The sequence below is a fragment of the Ruminococcus sp. OM04-4AA genome, assembly GCF_003462585.1.
Lineage (GTDB): Bacteria > Bacillota > Clostridia > Lachnospirales > Lachnospiraceae > Mediterraneibacter > Mediterraneibacter faecis.
This window is the reverse complement of the sequence record NZ_QTZH01000025.1, coordinates 1-14,550: the sequence shown is the minus strand read 5'-3', so window position 1 is coordinate 14,550 and position 14,550 is coordinate 1. Positions and strand designations below refer to the sequence as shown.

Sequence of the window (14,550 nt, the reverse complement as noted above, 5' to 3'; positions counted from 1 at the left end):
TATTCTATCTTTCTAACAAGTTCTAACAAAGTTTTTTTACATCTGTTTTACATCTGATATAATAAAGCATTGCAAATACATGCGGCAATATTGCTTCCACCTTTTCTTCCCCGTGCCACGATCGACGGTGTATCTTCCAGACTTAAGATCAGTTCCTTTGACTGCACGACATTTACAAACCCTACCGGAACTGCAATGATTAATTCCGGATTAATCTTTCCTTCTTTGATCAACTCATAAAGCCGTACCAATGCTGTCGGTGCATTTCCAACTGCAAAGATAGCCTCTCTTCCCAGTGCAGCTGCCTTATCCATACTTGCCACCGCTCTTGTTGTGCCATTCTTTTTCGCCATCTCTGCCACATCTTCATCCGACATAAAACAAAGCACTTCACTGCCATACTCTGCCAGACGTTTCTTATTAATTCCTGCTTTTCCCATCTGTGTATCTGTGATAATCGGCACACCTCTGCGGATAGCATCCTTTGCTTTCTCCACAACACCTTCTGTAAAAACAAGACTGTCCGCATACTCAAAATCAGCGCTTGTGTGAATACAGCGTTTCACGATCAGTTCTGTCTCCGGACAGAGAATCTTTCCCATCTCTTTTAATTCTTCTGTTATAATCTCAAAACTTCTCTTCTCTATTTCAGAAGGAAGTACCTGTTCTATCTCTGAAAGCATCACTAATTTCCTTTCACTTTATTCTCTGCGGAATCCCACACACAACACGTTCTACACAATCTGCCTGTTCTGCAAGTTCTGTCATGACACGCCCGTGAAATTCCCTGTATTCTCTTTCAAAATCATCAACGGGTACAAGACCATATCCGATTTCGTCACTAATTAGTAATTGTAGATTTTCATTCTTCTCTAGTGTCGTCAGCAACGCTTCCTTTGTTCTTCCTTCCAAAAGCCAGCGCCTTGTAAATGAATGGAATTTATTGATTGCCACACAATTTTCAATCTCATCCAGCGAACAATTGATCCCGTCTGTCAGCTCAAGTCCCGGATAAATTTTCGTTGCATACTGTGCTTTTCCCTGGAATGCACCACCTATAATTATATGAGCTCTATTTTCTTTCTGACACATCACCGACTCTCCTGATTTGTTACTCTCCACGCCAGGTTTTTCTGTTCTATTGACTAGCGTATCCGGTTTCTTTTTCTGCTGTGTAATTCCATAAATAACTTCTGTCACCTGATCTGCCATCGCTGCAATTTCACAGTTGATCCTGCCAAGAATCCTTTTGTATTCTTTCATCTCCGGCGAATCCGGAACCGATTCGGAAAACACTTCATTTGTCACGATCACCAGATTCGAACACTGTTGATTCAATTCTCGGATCCCTTCCAGAATGGCTTGATCTGCATGACATCCTGCACCGGATTCCATATACATTTCATTTGCCACGAGATTCGACATACATTCGAGAAGCACATCTGAGCCTTGTAATGATCCCTCTTCCAAATGTAGCTTAAGTCCTGTATACCACTCTAATGTCTCAAACCCTTTTCCTTTACGAAGCATCCGATGTCTCTCAATCTTCTTTTCTGTCTCTTCCCCATAAGGATACATGGTTGCAATATAAAAGAGAGGCTTCGGATCCTGCCTGTTCCATTCACAGATCCGGCTTTCCGCATAAGCTGATTTTCCGCTTCCGCTGCCTCCTGTTACTAACTCAAGCATTCTCCTTCACCTCTCCCTGAATTTATCAATTCAACCTGATCATAAACAAAGTATAGCATATAACAAACTTGATGTGGGATTAAATTTCTTATAGTTCTATTACATCCAGATCATCCGGCACAAACAGATTTCCATCATAATAAACTTTGCCTTCTTCCAGATACAACTCCTGTCTGTGTTCAATATTCTTATCTTCTGTATGATACAGAATCAGATTCTCCACATTCAGGTCTGATGCCATCTCACATGCATCTTTTACTGTGGAGTGATGCTTCTCATATGGCTTGAATTCATCCGCCTGTCCGTAGAGACAGAATGCCTCATGCAAGAGCCATGTACTGTTCTCAGCATATTTCTGCTCCAGTTCATTGTACGGCTCATCTCCGCAACAGGTCAGTTTCTCATCCTCATCTAACTGCATACAAAATCCAAACTGTTTTGCCTTTGTAGAATGAATATCGAAAAATGTTACTTTCTTTCCAATAATCTCACGTTCTTCTCCATCTTCTACTACGACCATGTAAAGACGATCATCTATATATTTCATCTCCTTCGCCGAAAGAACTTCACCTGCCATCTCTTTCAGAATACGGATTACTTCTTCGTGTCCGTAAATTGTAGCTTCTCCTTCGTATTTTCCTCTATTCATATTCTGAAGAATCATACGCATCATCCAGATAATTCCAAGAAGATGGTCGATATGCTTGTGTGTCACAAAAATATCTCTCATATCCATCCAGTTAAGTCCTGCTGCTTTTAACTGATGAAGAATCGTATTTCCGCCACCACCGTCTACCATAAAATGACGGTCGTCATCACTGATCACAAAGCATGTGTTATAACACTCCGTAACGGTTGCATTTCCTGTTCCAAGTATTGTAAGCTTCACTTTTTTCTCCTTTTTGTCTGACCTGACAGTTATTTTCCAAATCTAAATTCTTCATAATCTTCCGGCAGGATCTATGGTAAATGATATGGCATCCTTCATCTTTAAAGCAATACCGGTAAGTATCCTCCGGATCATTTTCAAAGCAGATCATATAATCAAATTCATCGCTGTGCATCTCTTCGATCGTAATCTGATCCGAATGCTGACGGAACAGTTCAAAGATATCTTGCATCTTGCAGCCATGATGAGAGATCAACCCAATCAGGTCTTTGATGAATTCATTCTCTTTCATATTATTGTGTACATATTCTGCACCTTCCTCCGGAATATGAAAACAGAACCGCTCCCCCTTATTTGTCACTTCAACACTTCCAAGCTTCCCTTCTTCATACTCAGAAAACCGGCTCAATTTTTCCTGCATTCCTGTCTCATCCACATCTAACTGAAAGAAATGATTCAGAGAACTCAGCGGATAATACAGACGAATCTTCTCCTTACGGTAGCCCAGCTTCGCCTGTTCTTCCTTTATTACATCTATAATATTTTTCTCAAGTCTTGCAAAATCCATGATTTTATAATCCTTTTCATCTGAAATATATTTGGCTTCAAACAGTTTCTATTCTTTTTCTTCCGGTCTTTTATTATAGAAGAACATCCATGCCGCCATTGTGAGAATGATCACATATCCAAGCACACTGTACTTGTCCGGAACCTGTCCGAAAAGAAAATATCCGAGAATCGTAGAGAAAATAATCTGAGAATAATCATAGATTGATATCTCTTTCGCAGGTGCATGATAATATGCTGCAGTAATTCCAAATTGTCCTCCTGCTGCCGCAAGTCCGGCACCAAACAGTGCCAGAATCTGCGCTCCTGTCATTGGATGGAAATTAAATAACAGATACGGAAGTGTCACGATGCAGGAAAACCCTGAGAAAAACAGAACAACAGAGCTTCCTTTCTGACCTCTCTGACCAAGAATCCTTACCATTGCATACGCAATACCGGCACCGATTCCCCCACATAGACCGATCACTGACGGAAAGAGTTCCATATTTGTAAAGGTTGGCTTAATGATAAACAGGCTTCCGATAAATGCAACAAAAATTGCAATTGCCTGCGCCGGTTTTAATTTCTCTTTCAACAGAAGAAACGAAAATAAAATAACAAAAAACGGAGACATTTTGTTCAGCATAGATGCATCTGAAAGTACCAGATGATCTACTGCATAAAAATTACAAAGGATTCCCAGCGTGCCAAATGTTGCACGCAAAACCATATAACCTAAGTTCCCTTCTTGATTTCAAATCCGTCACCACTTCGCACAATCATTATAAGTGCAACAAAGAATGCAACCAGATTTCGGAAAAAGCTTTTCTGTATGGACGGCACATCCCCCGCAAGCCTGACACAGGCACCCATTAACGCAAATGAAAATGCCGACAATATAATAAAGCAAATTCCTTTATTTCTGGAACTCATAATTTCTAACCCCTTTTCTCTTATTACAAAACTACAATTTCAAACAAATTCCATCTCCTATTAGTATAATTTTCGTCTTACAAACTGTCAATCCAAAATATTGTAACTGTTCAGAGCCAAGCAAAATTTCAAAAAAAGGTATAAAATACTTGCATTTTTTAAACTGTTTTTGAAATTTTATTTGGCGGATACGCCAACCTCCAAAATGCGTAGTATTTTGGAGGTTAGCTCTGAACAGTTACAAATTATTTACAGAACAATATCATCCATCTTCTCAAATCCATTCATGGAATAAGATTCTATCATATTTCCGCTTACAAGATAGAATACGTCACCAATATACAGTCCTCTGCTGCCTTCATATCCGCTCAGCTGTCTGCTCATGACTTCTTTGAATCCTTCTGCCTCATCATACGTATACAACTGATAAGTCACTCCATCATGATAGGTAACAAACCCGAACAGATTCTTCTGAACATCTACAAATACACCTTTATAATTGTATCCTACATCTGTGCCATAGCTTTCTTCAATTGTATACTTATTTTCCTCTGTTACATTGGATGGATCTGTAACATTAAACATCGAAAGTTTCACACCTTCTGTTGTAAATCCATCTTCACTTACATCCATCCCTATGCCAAGCAGTTTTCCGTCTCCATATGGATGCAGATATTCGGAAAATCCAGGAATCTTAAGCTCTCCAAGAAGCTTCGGATTCTCCGGGTCTGAAAGGTCTACCGAGAACAATGGATCCACCTGACGGTAAGTAACGAAATATCCTGTATCTCCCATAAATCTTGCGGAATAGATTGTTTCATCCTTTGCCAGATTGTGAATGGAGCCAATGATCTCCAGTTTGTCATTCAGTACATAAAGTGAATTTGTACCAGGTACCGCATCCTTAACATTTTCAGCAACGGCTTTTTCAGTCTTATCTGCCGTCTCATTTAATGGCATAATATCATCATTCGAATAAATCTCATCGATTGTTGTAACTAATCTAAGGTTTCCTTCATACTCATCAATGCTGAAAGAATCGTTCAGCATTCCTTTGATCTTCGTCTGAGCAACACCAACAAGCTTTCCATCTGTATAAGAAATCTTGCGGATCAATGTTCTGCTCACATCTGAATCTTCATAATAATTACTTGTAATATAAATATTATTTTCGCTTACATAACACACATCCGAATAACCAAAAACAGCCTTACTGTCTGTTTTTTCTGATGGATTATCTAATGAAAATGCTGTAATGATCGTATATTCATTTCCTTCTGCTTCCTGTGGCATATAAATATTTTCTGCTTCAATAGATTTTCCCTGCACTTCCGGAATATACCACAGATCTCTTGCTGTAACATTGTCTTCGTAAGGATGGAACTGACTAAGCACATAGACATATCCATCAACAATCCTGGATGTATTATATCCTCCGCTCTGTTCCATGTTACCGATCTCTTTCGGATTTGACGGGTCACTGATGTCATATACCTGGACATACGTATTGTTCTCATAATATCCATCATAAGCTTCTGAATCCTCTGAATTTCCGACTTGTCTTCCTAACGTACCGAACAGAACTAATTTATCATCCTGTACATAAATGTCTTCTACATAGCGTTCTGCATCCTGTTCGATCGAGGCCAGCTTTTCCATGGACCCATTGTCAATAGCTGTGATTGTCACAACACTCCGACACAGTGTATAAATGTTTTTTCCATCGGTTTTGACAATATCGGCTTCCCCCACGCCGTTCTCACGGAGATTCGTATCTGAATAAGCTCCGGTATCACTAACATTACTACTTTCTGCTGATGCTGCGTCTGATGAAGATGCACTTTCATACATTCCAATGGCCATACTGTTGTTGTCCCGTGCCATCTGCTTATTGTACTCTTTGATACATTTTTCAATTTCTTTATAATCTTTCGCTGTTATAAGTGTCTGGGTTGTCTCTTTCTGATCTGCTGCTGATGCGATAGTCGCTGCATCTAATGTTTTGTTGTTTCCTTTGTTGATCTGCTTGATTCCAACTGTCGCTCCAACTATCACACAGACACATGCCGCCGCTGCGATCGGAACGATACGTTTCCAGTTCTTTTTGTTCTTTTTCGTTTTTGATCCCTGCTGCTTTTCTTCCTGTCTTGCCTGAAGCATTTTCTGAATTGCCTCCGGCTCCAGTGAGTCCGGAAGGATCACATCATCTGCCATCTGTCTCAAATCTTGTTCTAAACGCTTTTCATTCTCAATCTTCTTATTGTTCTTTTCTCTATTTTCTTCCATCTTTTCCGCCTCCTTCTTCTATTTTTTTCAACTCCAGCTCTTATAGATCATCCTGCTTCCAACATCTTACGCATCTTCCCAAGTGCCCTGCTTTTCTTTGATCGAACCGTTGCTGCATTCATCTCAAGCATCTGCGCAATTTCCTCACTTCCATATCCAGCGAATACAGAATACGAAAGGATCATACGCTCTTCTTCCTCAAGCCTTGCGAATGCCTCCTTCACATCAAAATGTTGCTCATAGTCCGGTTCGTGTCCAGCCTCTGGTGTCTCTTCCTCTGACACATGATTTCCACGCTTTCCCAACATTTTTCTGCATTGATTTCCTAAAATTGTAAAGATCCAGCTTTTAAAACTACTCTCATTCTTGAGCTTCGCAATATTTTCAAATGCAGATATAACGGTCTCACTTACCGCGTCTTCTGCATCTTCTGTATGCTTCATCATATATAATGCGAATTTATACATTTCCTTGCAAACGCCGGCATATAACAGGGAAAATGCTTTCGTATCTCCATTCTTGGCCTTGCGAACCAATTCCTCTTTGAATTGTATTTCCCTTGAATTTTCTTTATCCTTCATTCGTTCCCTCCTCTCGAATCATCTTTTTCATTTGAAGATTCTTATAACCATTTTTGTGAATCACCTGTATTGGTTCATGAAGTCTATGAATAGTTTCACATTATCTTTATTATAGGTTATATACACTAGAGTCTACAAATAAAAAAACTGTTGCAGATGAAAACTAAGAATTTCTTAATAAAAAGACAGCGAGATACAGGTCTTTTCCATATCTCGCTGTCTTTGGATGATTATTCACTCCTAAAGTGTTAACATATTTTTACTTCATCAATAAGGCTTTTCCTATTAATTCTGCACACTTTTTCAGTTCTGCTTCTGTATGGCTGGACATAAGCGCGACTCTAAGCCTTGCTGCTCCTTTAGCAACAGTTGGATAACGTATCGCTGATATAAAATATCCATTCTCATGAAGATAGTTGGAAACTGTCAGTGCATTTTCCTCATCACCAATAATAACAGGAATTATGGCAGTTTCAGATTTTACATTGATACCATATTTCCCGAGTTGTCTACAAAAATATTTTACATTGTACTGCAATTTTGTTACTCTTGAGATTTCCTTTTCAAGAACTTCGATTCCAGCCAGATTCGCAGCCATGGTTACTGGCGAAAGTGAAGTAGAAAATATGAATCCTCTTGCCACATTTCTCAGATAGTTTATCAGTCTTGTCTCTCCGGCCACATAACCACCTTCGCCACCTATCGACTTACTAAATGTTCCCATTAAAATATCTACCTGTCTTTTTTCCTGCCAGTATTCCCGGATTCCATGACCGGTTTTGCCGATCACTCCTGTGGAATGTGCTTCATCTACCATGGAAAACAATTGATTCTCTTCACAGATATCAAGAAATTCCGGAAGCTTTAATATATCTCCATCCATAGAAAAAACTGCATCACTGACAACAATGCCTGTCTCACATGGATTCTCTTGTATTTTTTTTCGCAGATCATCCATATCATTATGAGCATATGTTACAATTTTGGCTTTTGAAAGACGGCATCCATCAATAATACTTGCATGATTTAATTCATCACTAAAAACAGTATCTCCTTTTTTCACCATTGCGGATATTGTTGCTACATTTGCAACATATCCTGTGTTAAACACGATCGCTGCTTCTGTTTCCTTGTAGGAAGCAATCTTATTCTCCAGTGCATTATGTATCACTGTATTTCCGGTTGTAAGTCTGGAGCCACCGGAGCCAAATCCATACATAGCTGTCGATTCTACGACTGCTGATTTTATGGAAGGATGACTGGCAATATCCAGGTAGTTATTGGATGCCATTAATACATAATCTTTTCCATCTATAGTTACATGTGAACTCTGTGCCGATTCTATTGTCTTCATTGTGCGAAAAAGATGGTTTTCTTTTAAAGATACCAGTGCTTTATCAATTTTATCCCACTTCTGTGGTCTTTTCATATCTGATTTTTTGCAAATCTTTTTGGGTACATTTCTGACGATCACATGCTGATTCTGAAGAAAATCAATTGCTTTTTGTTCTTCTGCATCTGTTCCTCGAAACAGAAATATTCTTCCTCCTTTTTCGCTCCCCATTCTCTTCATCTTCGTGATTCTTCTATAACCGATTTCTTTTGAGCTCACATAACCGGTCACGTACTCGGGATCATCTGAAATACATATCTCACCAATAATACCAGGACAATTTGCCACTTTTGTCGCAAGTACAATTGCTTCTTCATAATGATTCTTCTCGTTTCCGATTCTGTCCCCTTTCATTCTCTCCTGATCCATATTGGTAGCACGAATCCCACGTTTTTTATCCGGTTCTAAACGAATGAGCCTGTCAACATCAAGAAGCATAGCTCCTCTCATGGCATAAGTTTCATCTAAGAATTGCATGACATCTTGCGGATTGTCTATTCCAGTTTCTTTTAAATATTTTTTTATCTCTTCCTGCCCTTTTTCCCATGTTTCGACCTCAATTGTCTCTACTGAAAGTGCATCAAGATAAATAATGTTCTCCTTGCAGACTTTATTTATCTTCAAGTTCAACGCATCTGCTTCACCCTTGGAATGATGCATTCCTCTCTCTATCAGCGCATTGGCAAATATATCAACATCCGGTGCCTCAACGATTTTCTCTGCTCCGGATATGTGTACATCCGTACCGTTTTCCTTTTTGCTTGCACGCATCTTAATACTGTACAATTCCTCCGCACTCATAGATTAAATTCCTTTCTGTTCAGTGAACCAGTCTTTCATGACATCAACAATCTGCCTGATCTCATTATCCTGTATGATATACGGAAACATGGCATACATAATATCGAGAAATGGTCTTGAAAATACTCCTCGTTGATATGCATACTCCTGAAATCCGATAAGACATGATGGGTCATGTACCTGGAAACAAAGACAACCACCCATATATCTGATTTCTTTGATAAGCGGATGAGTGAATCCGGAGACCAGATTTCTAACCATATCCTCTATATGCTTGATTTTTTCCATATAATTTTCACGCTCAAATATTTCTATAGATTTTAATGCTGCACTGCATGCGACCGGATTTCCCATAAATGTAGGACCATGCATAAGTGCATCTGTATCCTTATCAGAATAGAATCCATTATATATTTTATGATTTGCTACTGTCACTGCATGTCCTATATACCCGGCAGTCAATGCTTTTCCAAGCACGATAATATCCGGAAGTACAAGATCAGACACAAAACGATTTCCAGTACGTCCGAAACCAGTTGCAACTTCATCAAATATAAAAACAACATCATATTCATTGCAAAGTTCTCTTGCCCTTCTCAGGAAATCAATACTATACATTTTCATCCCGCCGGCTCCCTGAAGAAGTGGCTCTACAATAAATGCATAAAATTCATTTCCGTGTGTCCGAAATACTTTTTCCAATGCATCCATTTCCGTTGGAATGTGAATTACATCCTTCTTATCATCTTCTGATAATATAAAATGATAATCCTCATCATCTCCGGCCTTCATACACATAAATGTATCTCCATGATACGAGCTGGTAAGCGAAAGGAGTTTTTTTCTTCCGCTGCCACGATTAATATTAAATTGCAATGCCATTTTCAAGGCAACCTCTACAGCAACCGAACCCGAATCTGAAAAAAAACAGTAATCAAGATCTCCCGGGAGAAAATCTTTTAGTTTTTCTGATAATTTCAAGACTGGTTCATGAGTAAGCCCACCCAGCATAACATGACTGAATTGATCAATCTGATTCTTCATTGCTTCGTTAATTTCTTTATTTTTATAGCCATGTATCATACACCACCAGGAAGATACGGAATCTATCATTTTATTATCCTGCGTATACAAATAAACTCCTTCTGCATCTACAATTTTATATGGTGTCTTCATTTTCTTCATCTGTACATATGGATACCAGATCATAAGTTTATCTCCTAAAATTATTCTTATTTTTGCTTTCCTCATTCCGTTATATTGTTATCTGTATAATGAAATTAATTCTGCTATATCAATATTCAAGTCCACGTCTCCCATGGAAACTTTCGCCAGAGTTGGAAGCCCCGTCATATATTCGCACATGCGTATATTATCTTCATGCATGATATTATCCGCTATATAATGATTAAAAATCATTCCTTTTATATTCATATTTCTGTTTTTCATATATTCATAAGTTAGTACAACACTATTGATTGTTCCAAGTCCTGCATCTGCAACCAGAATGCAGTCAAGTTCCATCTCATCTATTATATCTGTCAACCCAATACGTGCCTCATCAAAACAGATCGGACATAAAATACCGCCACTTCCCTCAACTGTTATATAGTCGTATTTCTCTTTTACTTTTCTATAATTATCCAAAACAACTGCCATCTCAACATGATTTCCTTCCAGACGTGAAGCCAGATGCGGAGAATAAGCATGCTCATAGACATACGGGCACATTTCCTCTACTGACTGGGAGATTCCTGATACATTCTTAACCCACAAAGCGTCACCAGGAATCAGCGTTCCATCTTCCTCTCTTTCATTTCCACTCATAGCAGCTTTAAAATAGCCTGGAGTCATCCCGTTCTCTTTTATCTTTTTTATAATCAATCCTGTAACGTATGTTTTACCAACATCCGTACCTGTACCGGTTACAAATATCCCTTTTCCCATTGCATTCTCCTTTTTTCTTGCATACTTTAGGCAAAGTATATACTTACTCGCAACTAATTGTCAACCTTTTTTATTTAATGGTTGACAATTAGTTGCTTATTGTATACAATAACTTTGCTTTTAATCTCTCTCAATGGGAAATGGCAGAAATATTTTAAACAAAAGGATGGGAAAACTATGAGTACTACAGAAGAATCAAAAGAAAGAATTTTATCCAATCATTTTTTTAGCGTCAAAAATCTGACTATGGACGGCATGTGGGTTGTTCTGCTGTTCATCTCGGGCTTATTTAAAATCCCATCACCCATTCCAGGAACTGAATTTCAATTATCAGCCCCATTAGCCATAAGCATCGGAAGAATCAGAGGATTTCTACATTATCTTACCATCGGCATCATTGCCAGCATTATTGGGATGATATTAGGTCTTCAGACTATATACAATGTCATTATCGCAATGGTGTACCGTATTGTAGCCGGTCTTATCTTAACAGTATTAAAAAAGGACCCACTGGCCCTCATTATTGCTGGTCCTGCCGGAACGTTTGCAGCCAGACTGGTATTGGCAACAATCTTGGGTGTTGCCTGGCAGCCTTTAGTAGTAAGCGCAGCTCCTGGAATGATCTTTACTGCAATAACTGCCCCTGTTCTGACTTCAATTCTAAAAAGAGTCCTTAAGACAATTTCCTAAAACACCAACTCAGGAGCATCTATTTTAACAGCGAGATGCAGGTCTTTCCCATATCTCGCTGTCTTTAGACGATTCTTTGCTTTAGCCTGATCCTCATAGTTCCAGCAAATCTTCATTCTTGCATCCAAGCGCCCTGCTCAATCGCAACACATCAATTGCTCTGGTCTGATTGATATCTCTCTGTCTTTGCTCAAAGAGTTGTATCTGCCGCACAGATACTCCTGACAGTTCTGCCAGTTCTCGCTGTGATAGTCCCGCCAAATCACGAATTCGTTTCAGATTTGTCTCCGGATAATGTTGGTTCCATAATTCATCCAACCGCTCCACGAAATGTGCCAAATCCATCTCGTGGTATACTTCATACATATTTCGAATTTCCGTCATTGATACCGCCCTGTAGATGCGTGAAAATGTTCTTCCTCGATACCACTGATAATAGGCCAATGCCCAGCCACTCCAATATTCTGGTGATTTATCCAAATACATCTCATCTGGGTACTCTTCCATTACTAACCCAGAATCCCGAATCACTTCTTTGACTAACTCACACCCTGTTTTTCCGGCTACATAAGTAGGATTTCCAATTTCAAATTGCCGTGACACATTTGAAACCAGAAACATTTCAAAAAATTTATCAATATCCATATCATATGTGTTCACCGCGAAATCCAACATATCTCCCAATATTCGTTGGGCTGACGTAAGATAATCATCTGAATAAGCGTGTATCACCATTTTCCATACCCTCCCTCATGATGTCCAGCATGAATAACTCATGAATATCTGCACTTTCTTTTTTACGTCTTCTATATTCTCGTCTTGCTTCACGCTCGCGCTCCGCTTTCTTGATATAATATATTTCCGCATCTACATTTTCATAATTCTGAAAATAAATCGTCTCAAAAGCTTTCGGACTTTTTAATACAATCTGCTCGCCCAATTTACCTAACCGCATCGCCTCGGATAATTTTTCCAACGAAATTACTCCCGAAACAAAATCCTGGGCAAACGAAAAGTATGAATCATCTGCACGATATCCTACAATAATATCATATGGAGTAATATCTATCAGGAAATGCTCTTTTATGTATTTTTTTGCCTCTTCTGCAATACTTCCATTCTGCCAGTACGTTCTATTATCTGCAAGAATAGCAAGCCAATTCAATATGTGGTATTTTGAATCATTCAGATTCAATACTTTTAATCCTTCCATGTCCAATTCATAAATATTCACATATCCATTTTTTTGCTTTGCACATGCCCACTCTCTTGCTAATTCTATATTTTCTGTACAATAAAAACCTCTTCCGTAATCATTGTGTCTGGCACCCTTCCCGAACTCTGGTTTTTCAATTAAGAATTCTGATCCATGATATAATATTTTTTTCATACCAGCTCCTCCTTATGTATTAAGTATATCGCTACAGCGATATACTTGCAAGAGATTTTGAGTCAGTGTACTCCTTACAGGAAACTCGCAAAAATATTTATGATGTCGTTTTTTCAGGAGATAATGCTTTTACATCTGTCCGGTTTATTTTGTGTGTAACGCACAAAGTGAATTGACTTTTTTTGTACGCAAGAATAAAATAAAAGCGTTGATTTTGCATTTTATTGACTGTATTCTGACCGGATGCTATGATTTGTGCGTAAAGAACAAATAGCAACCTAACGGTAATGACATTATTTCAAATCATTACTGTTAATAAGAAAAGAGATGCTGCATGGTGTTCAGGCTATCCGAACACATATTGATGTGACAGATCCAACATTTACGGGTCTTAAAGCTGCTATTTTCCCCTTCATTTTAAATTCTTCCCGTCTGTTTAAATTTCTTTCATCAAAAATCCCAGACATTTCATCGCCATAAATTCATGGTTACCGACCAGGCATATTGCATTTGGCATTTCCATAAGCTTTCTTATTGTCTTAATAGGCTGAGGCCCCCTATCAAGCACATCTCCCAAAATGTATAAAGTATCCGTATCTTTTAGATCACTCTTATCGAGTAATTCTATAAACATGTTGTACTGTCCATGAATATCCGAAATAACATATGTAGCCATAAAACTATCTCCCTTCTAGCATCTAATTCATTGTGGATAGGACAATAATTCTGTCAATGTTCGCGGTTCATAATTCATCCAGGGTTTCATGCATCCTACATTTATTGCTTTAACTTCTGTTTTATACACATGCTGACAATCGCTTTCCACCATTTTCATCAAACAGCTTTGATAATAAGTATCCTCATTACTGTCATGCGTATGACCATATAATAAAATGAATCCTTTTCCCATCCTTTTCCAACTAAAAATTGGATAATGGCTTAAAACGAGATTATAATTCTTTCCATTAGCTGAATCATGAACTTCTTTATAATCACAAACTTCTGCAAAAAGCTGATGATATCTATAATCCGACACATCATCATGATTTCCTTTCACAAGTATTTTTTGTCCCTTCAATGTAGAAATATAAGCAATCAAATCTTCATTTTTACCTCTATAACTTATGTCTCCAAGAATAAATACCCTGTCTCCATTTGTTATTTTACTATTCCATCGTTTCTTGATCGTCTCGTGCATTTCATCCAGACTTTCAAATGGTCTTTCATCAAACTTAATCGAGTTTTCATGAAACAAATGTAAATCACTGATATAATAATTCATCTAATTCAGCCCTCTTTTCTTCTTTTATTATACAACACGAACGATTTAAGGTGTCTTTCTTGTTTTACCTTTATAAAAGCTTCACTACTATTAACTAATTCGGATTATAAAAAAATCAGA

The 14,550-nt window shown here is 38.3% G+C and carries 14 protein-coding genes and 1 pseudogene; 1 reads left to right on the top strand and 14 read right to left on the bottom strand.

What is annotated here, in order from left to right; all coding sequences use genetic code 11:
• Window positions 1-47 precede the first annotated feature (47 nt).
• The 10 genes and pseudogenes from DXB52_RS08805 to bioD form a co-directional block, all read right to left on the bottom strand.
• Entirely contained in the window at window positions 48-683 is a 636-nt protein-coding gene (locus DXB52_RS08805; protein ID WP_015527867.1) for a precorrin-8X methylmutase, read from the bottom strand.
• 13 nt (window positions 684-696) lie between these two features.
• On the bottom strand, window positions 697-1,689 hold the full coding sequence (locus DXB52_RS08800; protein WP_118106987.1) for a bifunctional adenosylcobinamide kinase/adenosylcobinamide-phosphate guanylyltransferase: 993 nt from the start codon (window positions 1,687-1,689) through the stop codon (window positions 697-699).
• Window positions 1,690-1,777: 88 nt separating this feature from the next.
• The gene (locus DXB52_RS08795; protein WP_117569395.1) at window positions 1,778-2,578 is read right to left on the bottom strand and encodes an MBL fold metallo-hydrolase; all 801 of its coding nucleotides are present in this window, start codon (window positions 2,576-2,578) and stop codon (window positions 1,778-1,780) included.
• Window positions 2,526-3,146, bottom strand: coding sequence for a DUF3877 family protein (locus DXB52_RS08790; RefSeq protein ID WP_118106985.1), 621 nt, complete (start codon window positions 3,144-3,146; stop codon window positions 2,526-2,528). Before DXB52_RS08790 ends, DXB52_RS08795 begins: the two co-directional genes overlap by 53 nt.
• A 48-nt stretch (window positions 3,147-3,194) precedes the next feature.
• A pseudogene (locus tag DXB52_RS08785) lies at window positions 3,195-4,060 on the bottom strand (DMT family transporter).
• A 249-nt stretch (window positions 4,061-4,309) separates the two neighbouring features.
• Window positions 4,310-6,346 (bottom strand): beta-propeller domain-containing protein, encoded by a 2,037-nt coding sequence (locus DXB52_RS08780; protein ID WP_118106982.1) that lies wholly within the window; start codon window positions 6,344-6,346, stop codon window positions 4,310-4,312.
• A gap of 47 nt (window positions 6,347-6,393) precedes the next feature.
• Window positions 6,394-6,927 (bottom strand): RNA polymerase sigma factor, encoded by a 534-nt coding sequence (locus DXB52_RS08775; protein WP_054753541.1) that lies wholly within the window; start codon window positions 6,925-6,927, stop codon window positions 6,394-6,396.
• Window positions 6,928-7,186: 259 nt separating this feature from the next.
• A complete protein-coding gene (bioF, locus tag DXB52_RS08770) occupies window positions 7,187-9,121 on the bottom strand; it encodes an 8-amino-7-oxononanoate synthase (protein ID WP_117569393.1) in 1,935 nt (644 codons plus the stop codon).
• A 3-nt stretch (window positions 9,122-9,124) separates the two neighbouring features.
• Window positions 9,125-10,330: an adenosylmethionine--8-amino-7-oxononanoate transaminase gene (bioA, locus tag DXB52_RS08765; RefSeq protein WP_015527858.1), complete on the bottom strand. Its 1,206-nt coding sequence runs from the start codon at window positions 10,328-10,330 to the stop codon at window positions 9,125-9,127.
• A 54-nt stretch (window positions 10,331-10,384) separates the two neighbouring features.
• Window positions 10,385-11,068 carry a dethiobiotin synthase gene (bioD, locus tag DXB52_RS08760; RefSeq protein WP_055148739.1) on the bottom strand — a complete coding sequence of 228 codons (684 nt, stop codon included), beginning with the start codon at window positions 11,066-11,068 and terminating at the stop codon, window positions 10,385-10,387.
• 177 nt (window positions 11,069-11,245) lie between these two features.
• On the opposite strand from bioD, the gene DXB52_RS08755 reads away from it, so the two are divergent.
• Window positions 11,246-11,758: a hypothetical protein gene (locus tag DXB52_RS08755; RefSeq protein ID WP_198425385.1), complete on the top strand. Its 513-nt coding sequence runs from the start codon at window positions 11,246-11,248 to the stop codon at window positions 11,756-11,758.
• A 93-nt stretch (window positions 11,759-11,851) separates the two neighbouring features.
• On the opposite strand, the gene DXB52_RS08750 is transcribed toward DXB52_RS08755, so the two are convergent.
• The 4 genes from DXB52_RS08750 to DXB52_RS08735 form a co-directional block, all read right to left on the bottom strand.
• The gene (locus DXB52_RS08750) at window positions 11,852-12,493 is read right to left on the bottom strand and encodes a helix-turn-helix domain-containing protein (protein ID WP_015527854.1); all 642 of its coding nucleotides are present in this window, start codon (window positions 12,491-12,493) and stop codon (window positions 11,852-11,854) included.
• A complete protein-coding gene (locus DXB52_RS08745; RefSeq protein ID WP_015527853.1) occupies window positions 12,468-13,148 on the bottom strand; it encodes a DUF3990 domain-containing protein in 681 nt (226 codons plus the stop codon). The genes DXB52_RS08750 and DXB52_RS08745 overlap by 26 nt, the downstream gene beginning before the upstream one ends.
• A 436-nt stretch (window positions 13,149-13,584) precedes the next feature.
• Window positions 13,585-13,824 (bottom strand): metallophosphoesterase, encoded by a 240-nt coding sequence (locus tag DXB52_RS08740; RefSeq protein WP_118106980.1) that lies wholly within the window; start codon window positions 13,822-13,824, stop codon window positions 13,585-13,587.
• 27 nt (window positions 13,825-13,851) lie between these two features.
• Complete coding sequence (locus tag DXB52_RS08735; protein WP_118106978.1) at window positions 13,852-14,430, bottom strand: metallophosphoesterase; 579 nt, start codon at window positions 14,428-14,430, stop codon at window positions 13,852-13,854.
• Between the last annotated feature and the right edge of the window lie 120 nt (window positions 14,431-14,550).

Bases quoted from the DNA above. Each gene is read 5' to 3' on its own strand.
- bioD (WP_055148739.1), bottom strand. From the start codon at position 11,068: ATGGGAAAAGGGATATTTGTAACCGGTACAGGTACGGATGTTGGTAAA.
- DXB52_RS08745 (WP_015527853.1), bottom strand. From the start codon at position 13,148: ATGAAAAAAATATTATATCATGGATCAGAATTCTTAATTGAAAAACCA.
- DXB52_RS08740 (WP_118106980.1), bottom strand. From the start codon at position 13,824: ATGGCTACATATGTTATTTCGGATATTCATGGACAGTACAACATGTTT.
- DXB52_RS08790 (WP_118106985.1), bottom strand. From the start codon at position 3,146: ATGGATTTTGCAAGACTTGAGAAAAATATTATAGATGTAATAAAGGAA.
- bioF (WP_117569393.1), bottom strand. From the start codon at position 9,121: ATGAGTGCGGAGGAATTGTACAGTATTAAGATGCGTGCAAGCAAAAAG.
- DXB52_RS08780 (WP_118106982.1), bottom strand. From the start codon at position 6,346: ATGGAAGAAAATAGAGAAAAGAACAATAAGAAGATTGAGAATGAAAAG.
- DXB52_RS08735 (WP_118106978.1), bottom strand. From the start codon at position 14,430: ATGAATTATTATATCAGTGATTTACATTTGTTTCATGAAAACTCGATT.
- DXB52_RS08800 (WP_118106987.1), bottom strand. From the start codon at position 1,689: ATGCTTGAGTTAGTAACAGGAGGCAGCGGAAGCGGAAAATCAGCTTAT.
- DXB52_RS08755 (WP_198425385.1), top strand. From the start codon at position 11,246: ATGAGTACTACAGAAGAATCAAAAGAAAGAATTTTATCCAATCATTTT.
- DXB52_RS08775 (WP_054753541.1), bottom strand. From the start codon at position 6,927: ATGAAGGATAAAGAAAATTCAAGGGAAATACAATTCAAAGAGGAATTG.
- DXB52_RS08805 (WP_015527867.1), bottom strand. From the start codon at position 683: ATGCTTTCAGAGATAGAACAGGTACTTCCTTCTGAAATAGAGAAGAGA.
- bioA (WP_015527858.1), bottom strand. From the start codon at position 10,330: ATGATCTGGTATCCATATGTACAGATGAAGAAAATGAAGACACCATAT.
- DXB52_RS08750 (WP_015527854.1), bottom strand. From the start codon at position 12,493: ATGGTGATACACGCTTATTCAGATGATTATCTTACGTCAGCCCAACGA.